Here is a 16,849-nt window from a genome sequence, read left to right as displayed (position 1 = left end):
TAGCCAAACTTTTAGATCTAAGGGATGACAGTAAATAGATAACGCTTCGAGAACGCTGGTTTTTCCCGAATTATTAATTCCCACAAGCAGGTTAATCTGTCCGAGATTCTTTAGCTCAAGCTCTCGCAGTCCTCTAAACTGATGAATGGTAATGTTTTCTAGGCTTTTAGTCATAAACTTAGTTTAGCTGAAAAGGGTGACAAAAAACTAAGTTATCTCCTCAAATGTGTTGAAGTTTTAATGAACTTCTAGTTATCAGCTTTTTCCTATCTCCTGTTTCCCGTCTCCTTTTCATGACCACTTACTTAACCGTAACTTCCTATACCTAGATAAAATTTTACAACGATAATCAGCGATTACTAAAAATTATATCATTAAAAACCCCTATCGGTCGTTAAAGAGATAGGGGCTAATTATTTTAGATATAGTCATTTCAATTAAGATTGAGAATATCAATCCGAGATTTCATAAGGGTTTTGTCGGCCTAGACTGTATCAGACTTATCTGAAATGACTATACTTTCCGTTTTTTCTGACTTGCTTTTATAAATATCTTGAGTCAGATAGCGGATACGAGATTTCAGAAATTCAGCGACTCCATAAATTTCATCAAGACTGTCTATATTGGTGGTTGCTTCTTTGCCAGTTTCGACGTTATCGGGAATACTGATTGATTTCTTGCCAGTTTTTTCATTGAAGCGCAGACGACAGACTGTTTTGGTTACTTTTCCATCTAAGTTGATACCAAAATAACTTCTAGTGTCTTTGAATTGAATGCGTGCGGTATTGATTTCTTCCCGTAGAATTGATTTAATAATGTAAAATCCTTCCAATTCTTCGGGGGTCGTATTAATTTTATCTTCCCCTGTTTCTTCTGGTGGAGTATCTTCTAATGCTGGTGTATCAGGAGGATTTGGTTCAGGTTCTTTTCCTAAAACTTCCTCAAATTTTTCTTTGATGATATCATTGATATACTCTTTGAGAGAACGCTTAATAATTTCTTTGAATTTTTCGACAACCGATGCAGTTCTCACCCCAGAATACACATGACTAACAAAAAACTTAACAAATTCGGGGGAAGGATCATTTAATTGCTGGGCAATCACTTTTTTAACTTCTTTTGTGTGCAATAAATTGCGAGCAACCTCTTCTAGTTCGTCAGAATTAAAGCTAGATTTAGAAAATCGTTTTAATTCGTTAACAGAAGAGTCGTCAAAGTCGAGAATGTTAAACTCAAAAAATGGCTTATCGTCCATGATATTATCCTTGACGATATCCGTATAAAACCGATAGATAATCCCATTAGTTAAAACTCCAAAGTTAGCTCCAGTTGCGTTAAAATATCGATGCAGTTGGGAACTATGTTTAGGATGCTCAAGATTTTGATGACAGCTTTTACATTCCATCAAAATAATCGGTTGATTGTCCAAACAAATAGCATAATCTACTTTTTCCCCTTTTAATCCAGTTAAATCTGCACTATATTCGGGGTGAACTTCCATGGGATTGAATACATCGTAACCCCATGCTTGCAAAAAAGGCATAATAAAAGCTGTTTTGGTTGCCTGTTCGTTTTGGATTTGAGAACGAGAGGTTTCAACTTTTTGAGCAATTGCTTTGAGTTTATCGATCTCCATGATAGCCTCATTATCTAGGATGTGTGGGTTCTCAGCCTAACCATAATTTAACCTTTTTTTTACCTCATGGTCAAGCATTTTTTACTGTCATCATTATTAATTCACAAATATTTACACTAATCCCGTACCGTTCATATCTTTTGTGCTATCATTCCTAGGAACGGGTTATTTTTCTTCTGTCCCCATTTAATCAAGGACAATGCTTGCTTTAGAACAGCTTTATGAACGGGAGTATGATCGCTGGTTAAGCGAGACGATCGAGTTATTAAAAAATCGTCAGTTAGATCAGTTAGATTACGAACATTTAATCGAGGAGTTGGCAGCTTTGGGACGAAGCGAAAAAACTGCTGTTAAAAGTTTAAGTTTACAAATAATAATCCATCTGTTACTCTATCAATTTTGGACAACAGAAAGAGAAAGAAATAGTAATCATTGGGCGGCAGACATTATCACTTTTCGAGTACAATTAGAAGATAAGCTCACCACCAATTTAAGCAAATTTCTAGAACTAGAGTTAGAGAATATCTATGAAAACGCTCGCTTAATTGCCGAAAAAAAGACAGGATTAAAAAATTTACCGATAATTTGTCCCTACTCTCTGAGACAAATTCTTGAGAAACAGTGGTTTCCCGATACAGATAATCAATAAACTCTCAAAAATATGGACTCTCACAACAGTGAACCGATTATAATTGCCGAAGCGGTGGAAAAATGGTATGATAACCGCTTTCATGCTTTGCGGGGAGTCAATCTCACCGTTAATAAACAGGAAGTTGTCGTGATTATGGGACCGTCCGGTTCAGGAAAATCCACCTTTATTCGCACTTTTAACGGGTTGGAATCCTATCAAAAAGGCCGCATTATTATTGACGGAATAACTGTGTCTCACAACCTCAAAAATATCGAGGCAATCCGTCAGGAAGTTGGCATGGTTTTTCAACAATTTAACCTCTTTCCCCATCTGACGGTATTAGATAATGTCACCCTCGGTCCGATGTGGGTGCGCGGTTGGAAAAAAGCGCAAGCGGAGGAAATAGCGAGAAAACTCCTCGAAAAAGTTGGTATTCTCGAACAAGCGCTTAAATATCCCCCTCAGTTATCGGGAGGACAACAGCAGCGGGTGGCGATCGTTCGCGCTTTGGCCATGCAGCCGAAGGTGATGTTATTCGATGAACCCACCTCAGCTTTAGACCCAGAAATGGTGCGAGAAGTCTTGGAAACGATGCAAAGTTTAGCCAAATCGGGGATGACCATGGTTTGTGTCACCCACGAGGTAGGATTCGCGCGAGAAGTGGCCGATCGAGTGGTATTTATGGATCAGGGTTTAATTTTGGAAATTGCCCCCCCAGCAGAATTTTTTAATCATCCCCAATCCGATCGAACTCAGCAATTTTTAGCAAAAATTCTTTGATTTTCCATGACTTGATCATTAAACCCTCTCTTTTTCTTCTTCTACCTCCACTAAAAGGGGAACGAGATTTTCATTTAAACGACCGGCTCGAATTAATTCTGCGTAGGTATTAGCTTCGATATCGAGTAAAGTATCTTGAAATTGTTCGGCCACCACATCTTTTAATTGTGGATGTTCCTGTAGTAATTTTTGCAACTGATCCCGCAAGGACTTTAATTGTCCTTCCACCAGAGTTTTTTTATAGCGATAAAATTCGGGATCGATATCGGGAAAACGTTCTGGTTGTTGCAGATAATTAGACACCCTAGTTAAAGCAATTTGACGAGCAATTAGGGCCGAATATTCGGCGCGAATCGGTTGATCACCGATAAGATTGAGGGCATTTAACAGCCATTGTATAGATAATCCTTGCACCAATAAAGTAAATAAAACCACCCCAAAAACCACGTCAATAATTTCTTGACGGTAGGGGATAGCCGTGGGAACACTTAACGCTAGGGCGATCGAAACCGAACCGCGCAATCCTCCCCACCATAACACCGTTCTTTCCTTGAAATTGATGTTATTGCCCGTAATTAGGTTACTAATTGCCCCTAGTCCAAAAATTGAGAACAGACGGGAAACCACCATAGCAGCGATCGCTATTAAAATCCCGGTTAAGTGACTACCAAGACTCTCAAAACGAGTTTGATCGCCGATCAGTAAAAAGATGATGGAATTGACAAAAAAGGCGATAAATTCCCAAAATTCGCTAACTACCAGGCGCGTGCGGGGACTCATACCAATGCGCGAACCGAGATTACCGAGAATAATCCCGACAATTACCACCCCAATCACACCGGATCCGCCTAATTTTTCCGTGACGAGATAGGTTCCGTATGCAGAAACTAGAGTCAGAGACTGTTCCACAAAAGGCAGATCAAAGCGTTGGGTAAGGTAGGAAATGCCGAAACCGATCACGCAACCCACACCGATGCCAATCCCCACAAAGGTGCAGAAACGAGCGATCGTGACGGGTACGGAAAAGGTATCGACTCCCAAGGGAATCCCCACCAAGAGGACGAAAGCCACCACAGCGACCCCATCATTAAAGAGACTTTCCCCTTCCATCAGGATCGTCAGTTTTTTACTGGCCCCCAATTCTTTAAATAGGGCAATTACAGAGACGGGATCGGTGGCAGCTAGGGCAGCCCCCAAGAGAAAAGCGATCGATAGGGGTAAATTGGCAAAAATATGTAGGGGATAGGCAACCCCCAAAACGGAGATAATCACCCCGATAACGGCAAAAAGGACGATAGTAACCCAATATTCCTTTAATTTAGCCCAAGGAATATTCCAAGCGGCTTCAAAAAGGAGGGGAGGCAGAAAAATTTCCAGAATTAATTCCGGGGAAAGATTGACCAAACGCAAATCTAAAAAAGCTAAACCCATACCGACAATAACTAACAGCAGGGTGTAGGGAATTTTGCGGAGGAAGGCAACGGTTCTCGATAAAGTGGCGACACTCAAGGAAATGGTCAAAACTAGCAGGAATTGCTCTAAATTATGAGCGATCGCCTCGTTAGCAGTAGATTCTAGACTCATTATTTTCAGTTATCAGATATGGGAATTATGAATTATGAATTATGAATTATGAATTGGGGAGTGGGAAGAATAAATAAAAATAATCTCCTGACTACTGACTACTGACTACTGACGACCGACGACCGACGACCGAACACCTAACCCCCAAAATCCAACACCCTAGTCATTCGGGGACTGAGGAGAGATTTTCAAAGAGGAAATGGCCCCTTCTTCTATCGGGGTTTCTGATGTATTTCTTTCCCCATCGAGAGAAGGGGTTTTTTTGCCGCCAGAACCGCCACTTTTCGGGGGTTTCGAGGAGAGGAATCGGGCCTCGAACTGTTTGATCAGCACATACAACACCGGGACGAGAAATAAACTCAACACCGTGGAAATCAGATAACCGCCTAAGATTGCAGTTCCCAGGGACCAACGACTCATCGCCCCGGCGCCGGAAGCGATAACCAAGGGCAAGAAACCGACTAAACCGGAAATAGCCGTCATCAGAATCGGTCTTAAGCGTTCCGTCGAGGCCCGGGCTGCCGCATCGGGAATACTTAAACCCAAAGTACGGGACTGGTTAGCGAATTCCACGATTAAAATCGCATTTTTAGCCGCTAAACCGATCAACATGACCAAAGCCACCTGAGCATAGATATTATTATTCACCGCCGGGAAGAGACTACCCACTTGTAGGAAATTCGCCCGCAACAGTAAGGCCCCCATGGCACCTAGGATCGCTAGGGGAACCGTAATCATGATGATAATCGGGTCAATGTAGCTTTCGTACTGGGCCGCAAGGACGAGGAAAACCACGATAAAGGCTAATCCGAAGATAACTGGGGCAGCCCCGGCGGAAGTTTTTTCTTGGAAAGCTGTACCCGTCCAAGCGTAACCGAAACCGGGCTGCAGGACTTTCCGACAAACATCTTCCATCACTGCGATCGCCTGTCCCGTACTAAAACCGGGGGCGGGACTACCCTGAACGTTAATCGAGGGATAGAGGTTAAAGTTAGTGATAATCGGTGGATAGGTGAAGCGTTTGACGCTAACTAAACCCGATAGGGGAATATTGGCCCCGGTACGGGAACGGACGTAAAGACGGTTAATATCTTCGGGATTAGAACGATAATCCGCTTCTGCTTGGGCAAAGACTCGATACAAGCGATCGCCTAAGACGAATTGGTTAACGAAGTTGGAACCGAGATAGGTTTGCAGGGTTCCGAAAACGGCCTGCATATCGACGTTTTGGGCCTGTAGCTGGTTGCGATTGATGGAAAGTTCCAGCATCGGCGTGTCGGTGGTAAATTGGGTGAAAATTCCCGATAATTCCGGTCTTGTTCGGGCCTCGGCCATGACTTTATTAGCGTTGGCAATCAAAGCGTCCATGGGGAAAGAAGCGCGGTTTTGGATAAATAACTCGAAACCGCCGGTAGAGCTTAATCCATCCACGGGGGGCGCATTAACGGCGAAAGCGCGAGCATCTGGGACTTTAGTGGCTAATTGCTGGTTAATTTTCCGCAGAACCCCGAAAACCGACTTATCTTCGCCGGGCCGTTCCGACCATTCTTTTAACTTGACAAAAAATAGCCCTTGGTTGCTACCACTTCCGGCAAAACTAAAGCCCGCCATACCGACAAAGTGTTCGATTTCTTCGATACCGTCGAGAATTTCTTCGTTAATCTGACGGATAACCTGATCGGTGTAGCGCAAGGAAACCCCGGCGGGTGCTTGCACCAAAACGAAGGCATAACCTTGGTCTTCTTCGGGGATAAAACCCTGGGGAGTGGTGCTATAACTCCAAGCTGTGAGAAAGAGGGCGGCGATAAAGAAGGGTAACACTAAAAAACGGATGCGGATCAGAAATTCGATCGAGCGTCGATAGCCCTCTTTAACTGCGTTGAAACCCCGATTAAAGCCCTCGAAAAACAGTCCCAAGGGTCCGCGGGTGCGTTGGGGCGCTTTCATGATAATCGCCGACATGGTGGGGGAAAAACTGAGGGCGTTAAAGGTGGAGATGATAATTGAAGCGGAGATGATGACGGCAAATTGTCGATAAACGATCCCCACCGTACCGGGGAAGAAGGTGACGGGAATAAAAACCGCTAATAGTACAAGAGAACTGGCGATAACCGCCGAGGTTAACTCGCCCATGGCATCAAGGGCAGCTTGAAATGGCCGCATTCCCTGCCGTAATTTTTCCGATACCGCCTCTACAATCACGATGCCGTCGTCCACCACTAAACCGGTGGCCAGAATGACGGCAAACAAGGAGAGGTTATTGAGAGAATAGCCTAAAGCCAGGGCGACGGCCATGGTTCCGATCAAAGATACGGGAATAGCGATCGCCGGAATGATCGTGGTGCGCCAATCCTGAAGGAAGATAAAAATGACGAGAATAACCAGTAAAATCGCCTCCACCAGAGTGCTAAAGGCTTCTTCCAGGGAAGCGGCGACAAAGGCGGTATTATCGAGGGTAATGGCGATATTTAACCCCGGGGGGAAACTCGGTTCTAGTTCCGCCATTTTTTCTTTCACCAGTTTGGCAGTATTCCAAGCGTTGGAACCGGGTAACTGATAGACGATATAGACGACGGCGGGGGATTTGTCGAAATAGGCGGCGGTACTGTAGCTTTCGGCTCCGATTTCTGCCCGTCCCACGTCTTTAATTCGGATTAAATCGCCATTTTCACCGACTTTGACGACGATATTTTCTGCTTCCTCCCCGGTGGCAACCCTACCAACGGCGCGAATGGCGATCTGGAATTGCTGCTCTTCGGGACTGGGATCACCGCCAATTGTCCCCGCACCCACCTGAATATTCTGTTCTCGGATCGCCTGTACTACTTGTTCCGCCGATACGCCCCTAGCGGCTAAAGCATCGGGATTAAGCCAAAAACGCAGGGCGTATTCCCTTTCCCCGATGATGGTTGTACTACCAACCCCCTCGATCCGGCGAATCTCGGCATCGATGACTCGATCAACAAAGTTACTTAAAAAGACTGTATCGTAGGGATAATTGCCCTTTTCGTCCGGTTTGGCGGAAATCCCGTAGGCAAGGGTAACGCTGGGGGATTGGGTATTGGTTGTCACCCCCTGCCGGTTCACTTCTTCAGGTAAACTAGCGGCGGCGGTACTGACACGGTTTTGTACCAAGACTTGGGCAATGTTACGATCCATTTCCACCGGGAAAAAGACATTCACCGTACTTTGTCCGGTGTTGGTACTCTGGGACTGCATATAAACAATCTGTTCTGTCCCGTTAATCTGGCGATCGAGTACCGTGGTAACGTTATCCTGTACGGTTTTGGCATCGGTTCCCAAATAGTTGGCATTTACCGCCACCTGAATAAATGCCAACTGGGGCAGTTTTTCTAGGGGTAAAAAGGGAACAGCGATCGCTCCGATCAAAACGATTAAAATCGAGCAAACTGTGGTCAGAACGGGTCTTTTAATGAAAGTATCGGCAATACTGAGGATCATAGGGCGTTACTGGTTCATCTTTTCTAGGATAGTTGCGGCGGTGGGAGATTTACGAGTCAGATAATTAAATATTAATAGTTTAAAGATGGTATCTAGGATAACGGGAACAGTGGCCACAAACAAGCTAATGAATGTAATATTCTCGCGCCAACCAAAGTGCCGGAACAAAGTTTCTAAGATTACCGTCCAACCCTCCGCCGAGTGAAACCCGACAAATATATCGGTAAAGAGAATAAAGATAAAGGCTTTGGTGATATCATTTAAGCTGAGAAAATAACGACTAAGATAGGCTCGCGTAATTGCCAATTGTTGACGACCAAAAATTAAGATCGCGATAAAGGCTATTACTCCAGTAATATCGGAGAGCAAGTTTTTCCAACCATCTTGACTTTCATAACCCGCTTCTCTGAATAATTCTTGCACCTGTTCCCGAAAGGTTTCTTCTGATTCATGTCCTACTTTTGCTACTCCTAAAACGTGCTTGATTTCTTGTATTTCTTGAAGTCTAGCAAATTCCCTGAGATATTTTTCACCAATTTCCTGAGAAATATAAACTTCTGATATTTTCGCTCTATCCACACCAAAATAGTTTAAGACAGGGCTAAAAACGAAGTTTTTACTAATAAACTGCACCGAGAGAGGAACTAAAATAATAATCAGGATAAAACGGATAGCAATCCGTTGTTGTTGTCGCAGGGTACGGAGTTGTTTAATAACGGTTTGTTCGTATTCGGGGGTTAATTCTTGCTGGAAGTTAAAAAATTTATTACTGGTTGCAGGAGAAATTATCTGGTTATCTTTATCCCTGGGTTTATCACTGGTGAGATTGGCATTAGGCAGATTTGGGGTTTGATTATTCGGTAATGGGGGCAGCAATTCCCCTAAATCTAGGCGATATTTACCGATAATATCCTCGATCGCCTTTAAAGTCTCTAGGATGTTATTATTTTCTGGGTTAGTTTGCGGATTGATAAAATTACCCAGACGCACTTGAGTTAAATCGAAACGTATCTGTAATAATTCTCGCTCTAGGGTACTTTGAAAGTAATCATAAACACTTTTTCCTCCCACGGCAGCCGGGGAAATTTTTTGTCCCCCAAAATGTTTATCTTCGATCGCTTTAATTTTCAGCGCTCTCTGATAAGCTGATTCTAAGGCCACTAAAGAGCGTCTTTCTACCCATTGATTAACTCGATTCCAAGGCACGGCTATAATCCTCGCTTTTCTGTCATCACAATCACCACGGTAAGCTATCAGCGTTGGCTAGATCTCCACGTTAGAGAAATATCCATAATATTACATTTTGAGCGCAGGTGATGCACTCCCACCATTGAGGAAATACAACGTTTCTCATCAAAATATTGTAGGGGCGAATTGCATTCGCCCTCTTTTACAGCGTTTCTCATCAAAATATTGTATAACCTAATTTTTTATCAACGATCGATGACCGACTCCCTAAAACGAAAACTTCCTAGCTCACCATTAGGATAACTGCTCTAATTAAAGTTAGCAATAATTTTTAGATATTGAATGTTCCTCGACAAATAAACTATAGTTACTTTGAAAGATTTCAGGAGTAAATCTATTAGCCTGTTGCCGACAATTTTCTGGGTCAATTTTATCCGCATGATCGACAAAATATTTAACCGCTTCCTGCAAGGATTGGGGATTTTGTTCCCCAAAAAGTAATCCTGTTCCCTGGGGAGAATTTTCCCGCAGATCTCGCACGGTTTCTAAAGCACCTCCGGCAGCAAATCCAATCACGGGAGTACCACAAGCTTGCGCTTCCACTAAAGCAATACCAAAATCCTCACAAGCAGCATAAATAAACGCTTTTGCTTTCGACATATATTCTGCTACCATTTGATCGGATACTGCCCCTAAAATCTGAATATTATCCTTGGCTAACTGTCGAATTAAAGCCATTTGTGGACCATCTCCAATAACCACTAGGGGTAATCCCAATTGATTAAACGCTTCCACAATTAAAGGGACTTTTTTATAACTAACCAAACGAGAGACTACTAAATAAAAATCTTCTTTTTTCTCTTGGTAGGGAAAACGCTCGATTTGTACGGGAGGATAAATAACTTTTGCCTCCCGTCGATAACAGCGCCAAATTCGTCTAGCGGTGTGGTGGGAATTAGCCAGAAAATAGTCCACACGATTAGCAGAAATCACATCCCACTGACGCAAACCATGCAAAAGATAACGGGTGAAAATACCGGGTAATCCCTGTCCTAACTTACTATTAGCCAGATAGTCAAAAGTTAAATCCCAAGCATAACGCATCGGAGTGTGACAATAACAAATGTGCACCTGATCCGGTCGAATTAACACCCCTTTAGCCACACAATGGGAGGAGGATAAAATCACATCATAATCCTCTAAATTTAACTGCTCGATCGCCAGGGGAAGAAAAGGTAAGTATTTTTGTACGCCATTTCTCGCTTTCGGGAAGTTTTGCAGAAAAGTTGTCCCGATCGAGCGACCATAGAGATAACTATCGGGATTAGTGGACTCAAAATCGACCAAAGCGTATAAATCCGCCTCTAGACATTGTAAAATCTCCTTAACCACTAATTCCGATCCCCCCGTCGCCTTTGGGGTTAACCACTCGTGAACCAGAGCATACTTCATAGGATAATCAATAATATCAGCCGTAATTATAGCAGTAAGGGATCGGCAGTTTAAGAGTTCATTTTCTGGTTTTCTCTTCCCCAAAATTACCGACACATATCCGATCACGGTAAAAAACCCTAGAAAGAAATTATTAAATTTTTCAAGAAAAATTGCAAAGTTTAGTAAAAATTACTAGCCAGATCAGATTAGCGACTCCATAATGGGGATCAAGGAAAAAATAGGCTTAAACCGATTGGGATCAAGAAAAACTAGCTTTATATACAAAAGATAACTAATTAACGAGGTTTGCTATGATCACCCTGCAACAAGTACGCTGTCCTAATTGTGGAAATTTTGCCGAAAGACAGCATATTTTAGAACACCATCTCGTTAGCACCGCCTGTTCTCACTGCGATTATCTGTTAATTAGTTGCAGTCTCACGGGAAATGTACTAGAGTGCTATGCACCCGGTATTGGTTTAAGAAATTAACACTGCCCCCTAGCCGGATCGAAAATGTCTTGTCAAAATAGAGTGGAGAAGACAAAATCAAGGAGCTAAGTAGCTATGGGGGGTAATTTCTTCAAGGGAGCGATCGCATTGGGGGTGGTAGCGGGGATTATGGGATTTACCAATCCACCCCAAGAACTTTACAGCGAATACGCCTCGGAAAAACTTCTCGCTCATGCCGACAAAATCGCTTGCGAAAAAATCAGTCTCTGTGACTCGATCGATTCTTTACCAGTGGCAGCCAGAAATGTGATCAAAAATCAAATCTTAAAACCAGCGATCGAAACCTCTAGTCAACGGCAAAATTTAGGTGTGTTCAGCATTTACACCACAGAGGTACCGGGGGTAGCTAAAATTAGAACTCTTGGCGCTTTTGGACATTTCTTGACTTTCTCGGAGACTTAGGTGAGATTACTGCCAGCTTAACCGCTACCAGCTTAATAATGAGTTAAGATGATCGTGTTAACCCGCGATTTGAGCGATAGACTCCTCAAGAACACCGATTAATCCTCCCTAACCGTGTTTAATTTTCTGCCCATTCTCCGAGAAGCGATCGCCCGTTGGTGGTCTGAATTCACCCTCCAAACTAAATTAATGGCCGCGGCTACTTTAGCCGTTTCTTTGTTGATGAGTGGTTTAACCTTTTGGGCGGTTAACACGATCCAGCAGGATGTCCGTCTCAATGATACCCGTTTTGGCCGGGATTTAGGGCTGTTATTAGCCGCTAATGTCTCCCCTCTGATTGCTGAGGACAATTTAACCGATTTAGCCCGTTTTTCAGCCCGTTTTTATAGTAGTACCTCCAGTGTGCGTTATTTGATCTACGCTAACGAGGAGGGTGAAATATTTTTCGGTATTCCCTATTCTACCGCCGAAGTTAAGAACTCCCTGACGATCGAGCGTCGCATTCAATTACCGGAAAATTATGGCGAAAATGGGGAAACTCCCCTCATCCGTCAGCATAAAACCCCCGACGGTGAAGTAACCGATGTCTTTGTTCCCTTAAATCATGAGGGCAAATATTTGGGAGTATTAGCGATCGGGATCAATCCTAACGCTATTGTGGTGGCTTCTTCTAATCTAACCCGTGATGTGACTATTGCCGTTTTTGTCTCGATCTGGGCTATGGTGATTCTCGGGGCGGTTTTTAATGCTTTAACTATCACCAAACCGATCAAGGAGTTATTAGTCGGGGTCAAAAATATTGCAGCGGGAAATTTTAAGCAGCGCGTTGATTTACCCCTGGGAGGAGAGTTAGGAGAATTAATTCTCAGTTTTAATGAAATGGCGGAAAAGTTAGAACGATACGAAGAACAAAATATCGAAGAAATGACCGCCGAAAAAGCCAAATTAGATACGTTAATGTCCACTATTGCTGATGGAGCAATTCTCTTAGATACTAATTTTCAATTATTATTAATTAATCCCGCAGCTCGGGAGATATTTGGCTGGGAAGATCGGGAAATTATCGGTCAAAATGTTCTACATCTTTTTCCTTCGGAGTTAACGGTTAGACTAACTAAACCTCTCTATCAAATTGCGGCAGGAGAAACCCTCCAGCCAGAAGAATCGGCTAATCAAAATCAGAAAAATGCTGTTACTGATCAGGAAAATAATAACTATTCCCCAGCAGAATTTAGATTATCTTTAACTAACCCGAAACCCCGGACAATTCGCCTTTTGTTAACTCAGGTATTCGATCAGCATCGGGAGAATGTCCGGGGAATTGCCATGACGCTACAGGATATCACTAGAGAAACAGAATTAAATGAGGCAAAAAGTCAATTTATCAGCAATGTTTCCCATGAGTTAAGAACCCCTTTATTTAACATCAAATCTTTTATTGAAACCCTGACAGAATTTGGTGAGGATCTCAGCGATACAGAAAAAAGAGAGTTTTTAGAAACCGCCAATCATGAAACCGATCGCTTAACTCGTTTAGTTAATGATGTTCTCGATCTTTCTCGGTTAGAATCCTCGCGTAACTATAACTTAGATGCGCTCGATATCGGACAATTAATCGAACAAACCCTAAGAACCTATCAACTCAATGCTAGGGATAAAGGACTAGAATTAAGCTCGGAAATTGAAGCCAATTTACTACCAATTTTAGGTCATTATGATCTACTTTTACAGGTATTAACTAATCTAGTCGGTAACTCCCTAAAATTTACTCCTGCCGGCGGTAAAGTGGTGATTCGTGCCTATAAAATAAGCAGAGATAATCCCCAAGAAACTCCCAAAATTCGCGTGGAAGTATCCGATACTGGTATTGGCATTGATGCCGAGGATCAAAGTGCCATATTTGATCGATTCTATCGGGTAGAAAATCGCGTTCATACTCTAGAAGGGACGGGATTAGGATTATCGATCGTCAAAAATATTATTGAAAAACACTATAGTCAAATTAATTTGATTAGTGAAGTGGGAATTGGCACAACTTTCTGGTTCGATCTAGATTTATATCAAGGCTTGATCGCCAGCAAGAAAATTAACGACGTGAGTTTATAAAAGCCAGGGCAATACTGCCCAAAATCAGGGTTAATAATAGCAATAATCCCTTATTCCTGAGACACCAATTTTTAAAAACCCTAGGGAGAGGGAGAGGAGGAATTTTTTCGGCTATTATTTGGCTATTTTTGTATAAAGTGCAGCTGGTAGCGTAGGGACGTTGGGGAAAATTACAGCTATCATCGCCATGGTAGAGACAAGTTTGACATAAAAACTCGCCCGTGACAGCTTGATGCAGGGTCATGCCGGGATGACCATAGGCCTTTAAAATATTAGCACAGTAGGGACATTGCAAGGCTTGACTATCGACCTTCTGCTGACAACGAGGACAGGTAATCATAATCGCTAAATTTTCCCTTTGAGGATTGTCATTGCTGATAATCATAGACTATAGCAAAACCCCCTGGCTTTTTCTGGTTATTTGACTAAATAGCTGCGCCATTGTGAGGCAACTTCTTCCAGTAAACGCCAAGTTTTACCCTCGATCTGTCTTTGTAAATAAAGATCAAAATTGTTGTGTTGTTTGGTATCTTTTTGATGGGGCAATCGCAGAGTTAGATCGTAATCCCCCTGCAAGTGATAAGCGGGTAACTTGCCCACATAAATCGGTTCCAGACTGGTGACATTAATTTTAGCAATTTTTACCTGCGGATCATCGATCTGTAAAGATTGACTAAGGCGATCGGATGTGTGACGAAATTGTAATAAAAGGGCTTTGGCGACGATTTCTCCGTCAGGGGCAAATTCTTGCGGGGGAGCGACACTACCACAAGCAGTCAGGAAGACAAGGAAAATACTGGTTAAAAAACCGAGAAAACGACGCATAGAATGATATTTTGAAAAAGAATGGCAGCGGGTTAAGAAAGATTATGACTCAACCAAACGAGCGAGAGAATTTCAGCCAAGCAGAAACGGTGATCCGACTACAAGAGGCGATCGAGCAGTTAAATTTGATCGTTTCCCAACTTAACACGGGAACGGGGACAGTGTTACCCCCAAAAGTTGCTGTTGATAATCTTCTTAACTCAACGCAACAGTTAGCCGCTGCTTTAAAACCAGACGAATTTGCAGGAGTTGAGCAAAGTTTAACCCCAGATTCTCCCATCGAAGCAGTCGAGGGAATCGACGATATTTTACCAGATTTCGAGCAGGTGGAAGGGTGGTGGACGGCAATTTTGAACAAAATTCGCCGACTTTTACCCGGGGGAATTAGCGAAAAAATTCCCGATTGGTTAATCACCGGTTTGTTAACAGGAAGTTTAGTCACTATCCTCTTAGTCGCCGTGATCAGTTTACCGAAAAATCCAGGGGAAATTGCCGAAAATATGCCTGAAGTTGTCTCTAGTCCCCCACCGGCAGCTAGGGAAATTATCGAAACTCCCCCAGAATTAACCGCACCAGAGGCACCGATTCCCGTCCCGATTACTAAAGCAAAACCCCGATTAACTCCCGAACAAAGTTTAGTCGCAGCCATTCAAGAGGAAATTACCGATTTAACTACTCGTTATCCCGCCGGGATTATTTCTACCGTAGAGGCAGATTTTTTGGCCAGTCGTCTAGTAGTTATTTTGGGCAATAATTGGTATAGCCTGGAGGCATCACAACAGGATAAATTGGCTAATTCGGTTTTTCAACGTTGCCAAAGTCTCGATTTTCGCCGCTTGGAAATGAAGGATAACGAGGGAATTCTCCTCGCTAGAAGTCCCGTTATCGGCGATCGAGTGGTGATTGTCAATCGCACTCAACCCAGTGCCGTCATCTCCTCTGGTGAGTAGTTTTGAGCGCCGGGAGAGGGAGTTTTCGACCAAGACAGCCTCAAGAATTCTCGCCCACCAGGCCGCTTTTTTCTCTCCCTGGTTAGATATCTATCTGAATATACACAAAGATTAGTGATCCCTGACTTAACAGTGCTATAATTGGCTAGGTAAAATTTTGTAACGATTCTTAATCTTGAACCTACTTGATAGTCAATGCTCCCCCCCGCCTGGGGTGGCCGCAGCAGTTTTGGTGCGAGAAAAATTGCTCCGATCCAACCCAACTCCCTTAAACTTTTCTAGGGTTCCCCTGACCGCCAAAATTTTGACCTAACTACCCAGAATTAAGAGACTTCAAACTATACCATGAACTCTGTTATTCGTCAACAGCGAGCGCTGATCACCGGAGCCGGCAGCGGCATCGGCAAAGAAACCGCCCTCGCTTTCGCCAAGGCGGGAATTAATCTGGTTTTAATCGGTCGTGATCGGCAAAAATTGGCAACCGTGGCGGGAATGGCGGCAGATTTAGGCGTATCAGCCCAAGCTTACCCCTTAGATTTGGCGGATATCCCGGAAGTAGCTCCTAGTATCGCTAAAATCGCCCAAGAATCCGGACCGATCGACATTCTGATCAATAATGCCGGCATGGGTTACACAAATCCCTTGGCCGAAACACCTTTGTCAGACTGGCAGCGGGTGATCGATCTGAATTTAACCAGCGTTTATCAGTGTGTGCAAGGAATTTTACCTGCCATGCGTCAACAGGGGGGAGGCATGATCGTTAATGTTTCCTCGATCGCCGCCGATAATTTTTTCCCCGATTGGGGGGCCTATAGTGTCAGCAAAGCGGGATTAGTGGCATTTTCTCGCATTTTAGCCCTCGAGGAGCGGGCTAACGCCATTCGCGTCACGATTATCACCCCCGGGGCTGTCAATACTCCCATCTGGGACAGCGATAGCGTCAAAGCAGATTTCGATCGCTCGGCCATGTTAACCCCGGATATCATCGCTCAGGCCATTCTGCAAGCGGTGTTACTGCCCAAACAGGCCGTAGTGGACACGATGACCATTATGCCCAGTGCGGGGGCATTATAACCCAAAATACTCCTATTTATCGATCAATTCGCCTACAGGCATCCTCATTATGACCATAGCTTCTTCTAACGGTTTAAACGGTAATCTAACCGACGCTATCCAAGCACGCGTAACCAGTCGCCCTGATCGCAACACCCACAATGGCAAAACCGCTCAAATTCATCCAACTTCCGACGAAAACAAAGAACAGATGATGGATGCGGTCAGAAATATCCTGATCTCGGTGGGGGAAGATCCCGAAAGAGAAGGTTTATTAAAAACCCCC

The 16,849-nt window shown here is 43.5% G+C and carries 15 protein-coding genes and 1 pseudogene; 8 read left to right on the top strand and 8 right to left on the bottom strand.

All coding sequences use genetic code 11. From position 1 onward, the window contains the following. Both PX484_RS14770 and PX484_RS14765 read right to left on the bottom strand, forming a co-directional pair. A partial coding sequence (locus PX484_RS14770; RefSeq protein ID WP_288104447.1) for an AAA family ATPase occupies positions 1 to 174 on the bottom strand: 174 nt, incomplete at its 3' end. Between the two features lie 310 nt (positions 175 to 484). Then, the gene (locus tag PX484_RS14765) at positions 485 to 1,636 is read right to left on the bottom strand and encodes a type I restriction endonuclease (protein WP_287669185.1); all 1,152 of its coding nucleotides are present in this window, start codon (positions 1,634 to 1,636) and stop codon (positions 485 to 487) included. 199 nt (positions 1,637 to 1,835) lie between these two features. Here PX484_RS14765 and PX484_RS14760 point away from each other — a divergent pair, with 199 nt between their 5' ends. Both PX484_RS14760 and PX484_RS14755 read left to right on the top strand, forming a co-directional pair. Next, positions 1,836 to 2,285, top strand: coding sequence for a DUF29 domain-containing protein (locus PX484_RS14760; protein ID WP_002800591.1), 450 nt, complete (start codon positions 1,836 to 1,838; stop codon positions 2,283 to 2,285). Between the two features lie 12 nt (positions 2,286 to 2,297). Continuing rightward, positions 2,298 to 3,047 carry an amino acid ABC transporter ATP-binding protein gene (locus PX484_RS14755; RefSeq protein WP_002762440.1) on the top strand — a complete coding sequence of 250 codons (750 nt, stop codon included), beginning with the start codon at positions 2,298 to 2,300 and terminating at the stop codon, positions 3,045 to 3,047. A gap of 18 nt (positions 3,048 to 3,065) precedes the next feature. Here PX484_RS14755 and PX484_RS14750 read toward each other — a convergent pair whose 3' ends face one another. The 4 genes from PX484_RS14750 to PX484_RS14735 all read right to left on the bottom strand — a co-directional run bounded on the left by PX484_RS14750 (position 3,066) and on the right by PX484_RS14735 (position 10,733). Then, a complete protein-coding gene (locus tag PX484_RS14750) occupies positions 3,066 to 4,631 on the bottom strand; it encodes a cation:proton antiporter (RefSeq protein WP_287669190.1) in 1,566 nt (521 codons plus the stop codon). A 159-nt stretch (positions 4,632 to 4,790) separates the two neighbouring features. Next, complete coding sequence (locus tag PX484_RS14745) at positions 4,791 to 8,093, bottom strand: efflux RND transporter permease subunit (RefSeq protein ID WP_287765204.1); 3,303 nt, start codon at positions 8,091 to 8,093, stop codon at positions 4,791 to 4,793. 6 nt (positions 8,094 to 8,099) lie between these two features. After that, positions 8,100 to 9,299: a proton extrusion protein PcxA gene (locus tag PX484_RS14740; protein ID WP_287765201.1), complete on the bottom strand. Its 1,200-nt coding sequence runs from the start codon at positions 9,297 to 9,299 to the stop codon at positions 8,100 to 8,102. Between the two features lie 300 nt (positions 9,300 to 9,599). Then, positions 9,600 to 10,733 carry a glycosyltransferase gene (locus tag PX484_RS14735; RefSeq protein WP_287669197.1) on the bottom strand — a complete coding sequence of 378 codons (1,134 nt, stop codon included), beginning with the start codon at positions 10,731 to 10,733 and terminating at the stop codon, positions 9,600 to 9,602. Between the two features lie 293 nt (positions 10,734 to 11,026). Here PX484_RS14735 and PX484_RS14730 point away from each other — a divergent pair, with 293 nt between their 5' ends. The 3 genes from PX484_RS14730 to nblS all read left to right on the top strand — a co-directional run bounded on the left by PX484_RS14730 (position 11,027) and on the right by nblS (position 13,735). After that, positions 11,027 to 11,206 carry a hypothetical protein gene (locus tag PX484_RS14730; RefSeq protein WP_002800600.1) on the top strand — a complete coding sequence of 60 codons (180 nt, stop codon included), beginning with the start codon at positions 11,027 to 11,029 and terminating at the stop codon, positions 11,204 to 11,206. A gap of 75 nt (positions 11,207 to 11,281) precedes the next feature. Then, positions 11,282 to 11,629 (top strand): DUF4359 domain-containing protein, encoded by a 348-nt coding sequence (locus tag PX484_RS14725; RefSeq protein ID WP_002800601.1) that lies wholly within the window; start codon positions 11,282 to 11,284, stop codon positions 11,627 to 11,629. Positions 11,630 to 11,743: 114 nt separating this feature from the next. Then, entirely contained in the window at positions 11,744 to 13,735 is a 1,992-nt protein-coding gene (gene nblS / locus PX484_RS14720; protein WP_287662522.1) for a two-component system sensor histidine kinase NblS, read from the top strand. Here the strand turns inward: nblS and PX484_RS14715 are convergent. Next, complete coding sequence (locus PX484_RS14715) at positions 13,716 to 14,075, bottom strand: hypothetical protein (RefSeq protein WP_002800603.1); 360 nt, start codon at positions 14,073 to 14,075, stop codon at positions 13,716 to 13,718. The genes nblS and PX484_RS14715 overlap by 20 nt on opposite strands. Positions 14,076 to 14,152: 77 nt before the next feature. Further along, positions 14,153 to 14,560: a hypothetical protein gene (locus PX484_RS14710; protein ID WP_287765198.1), complete on the bottom strand. Its 408-nt coding sequence runs from the start codon at positions 14,558 to 14,560 to the stop codon at positions 14,153 to 14,155. Positions 14,561 to 14,604: 44 nt separating this feature from the next. Here PX484_RS14710 and PX484_RS14705 point away from each other — a divergent pair, with 44 nt between their 5' ends. The 3 genes and pseudogenes from PX484_RS14705 to PX484_RS14695 all read left to right on the top strand — a co-directional run. Beyond that, complete coding sequence (locus PX484_RS14705) at positions 14,605 to 15,510, top strand: hypothetical protein (protein ID WP_002800605.1); 906 nt, start codon at positions 14,605 to 14,607, stop codon at positions 15,508 to 15,510. A 345-nt stretch (positions 15,511 to 15,855) separates the two neighbouring features. After that, positions 15,856 to 16,584, top strand: a complete 729-nt coding sequence (locus PX484_RS14700) for an SDR family oxidoreductase (protein ID WP_287765196.1) — start codon at positions 15,856 to 15,858, stop codon at positions 16,582 to 16,584. Between the two features lie 49 nt (positions 16,585 to 16,633). Continuing rightward, positions 16,634 to 16,849: pseudogene (locus tag PX484_RS14695) on the top strand (GTP cyclohydrolase I FolE); the annotation flags it as partial.

This window comes from Microcystis sp. M49636_WE2, assembly GCF_030065375.1.
In the GTDB taxonomy this organism is placed as follows: Bacteria; Cyanobacteriota; Cyanobacteriia; order Cyanobacteriales; family Microcystaceae; genus Microcystis; species Microcystis aeruginosa_C.
Note: the sequence above shows the minus strand (reverse complement) of the source record. Positions and strands in the feature narration are given on the sequence as shown.

What these genes read in the sequence shown, in the direction of transcription:
- PX484_RS14705 (WP_002800605.1), top strand. Translation starts at nt 14,605, where the DNA reads ATGACTCAACCAAACGAGCGAGAGAATTTCAGCCAAGCAGAAACGGTG.
- PX484_RS14730 (WP_002800600.1), top strand. Translation starts at nt 11,027, where the DNA reads ATGATCACCCTGCAACAAGTACGCTGTCCTAATTGTGGAAATTTTGCC.
- PX484_RS14735 (WP_287669197.1), bottom strand. Translation starts at nt 10,733, where the DNA reads ATGAAGTATGCTCTGGTTCACGAGTGGTTAACCCCAAAGGCGACGGGG.
- PX484_RS14765 (WP_287669185.1), bottom strand. Translation starts at nt 1,636, where the DNA reads ATGGAGATCGATAAACTCAAAGCAATTGCTCAAAAAGTTGAAACCTCT.
- PX484_RS14710 (WP_287765198.1), bottom strand. Translation starts at nt 14,560, where the DNA reads ATGCGTCGTTTTCTCGGTTTTTTAACCAGTATTTTCCTTGTCTTCCTG.
- PX484_RS14760 (WP_002800591.1), top strand. Translation starts at nt 1,836, where the DNA reads ATGCTTGCTTTAGAACAGCTTTATGAACGGGAGTATGATCGCTGGTTA.
- PX484_RS14725 (WP_002800601.1), top strand. Translation starts at nt 11,282, where the DNA reads ATGGGGGGTAATTTCTTCAAGGGAGCGATCGCATTGGGGGTGGTAGCG.
- PX484_RS14750 (WP_287669190.1), bottom strand. Translation starts at nt 4,631, where the DNA reads ATGAGTCTAGAATCTACTGCTAACGAGGCGATCGCTCATAATTTAGAG.
- PX484_RS14755 (WP_002762440.1), top strand. Translation starts at nt 2,298, where the DNA reads ATGGACTCTCACAACAGTGAACCGATTATAATTGCCGAAGCGGTGGAA.
- PX484_RS14715 (WP_002800603.1), bottom strand. Translation starts at nt 14,075, where the DNA reads ATGATTACCTGTCCTCGTTGTCAGCAGAAGGTCGATAGTCAAGCCTTG.
- PX484_RS14745 (WP_287765204.1), bottom strand. Translation starts at nt 8,093, where the DNA reads ATGATCCTCAGTATTGCCGATACTTTCATTAAAAGACCCGTTCTGACC.
- PX484_RS14700 (WP_287765196.1), top strand. Translation starts at nt 15,856, where the DNA reads ATGAACTCTGTTATTCGTCAACAGCGAGCGCTGATCACCGGAGCCGGC.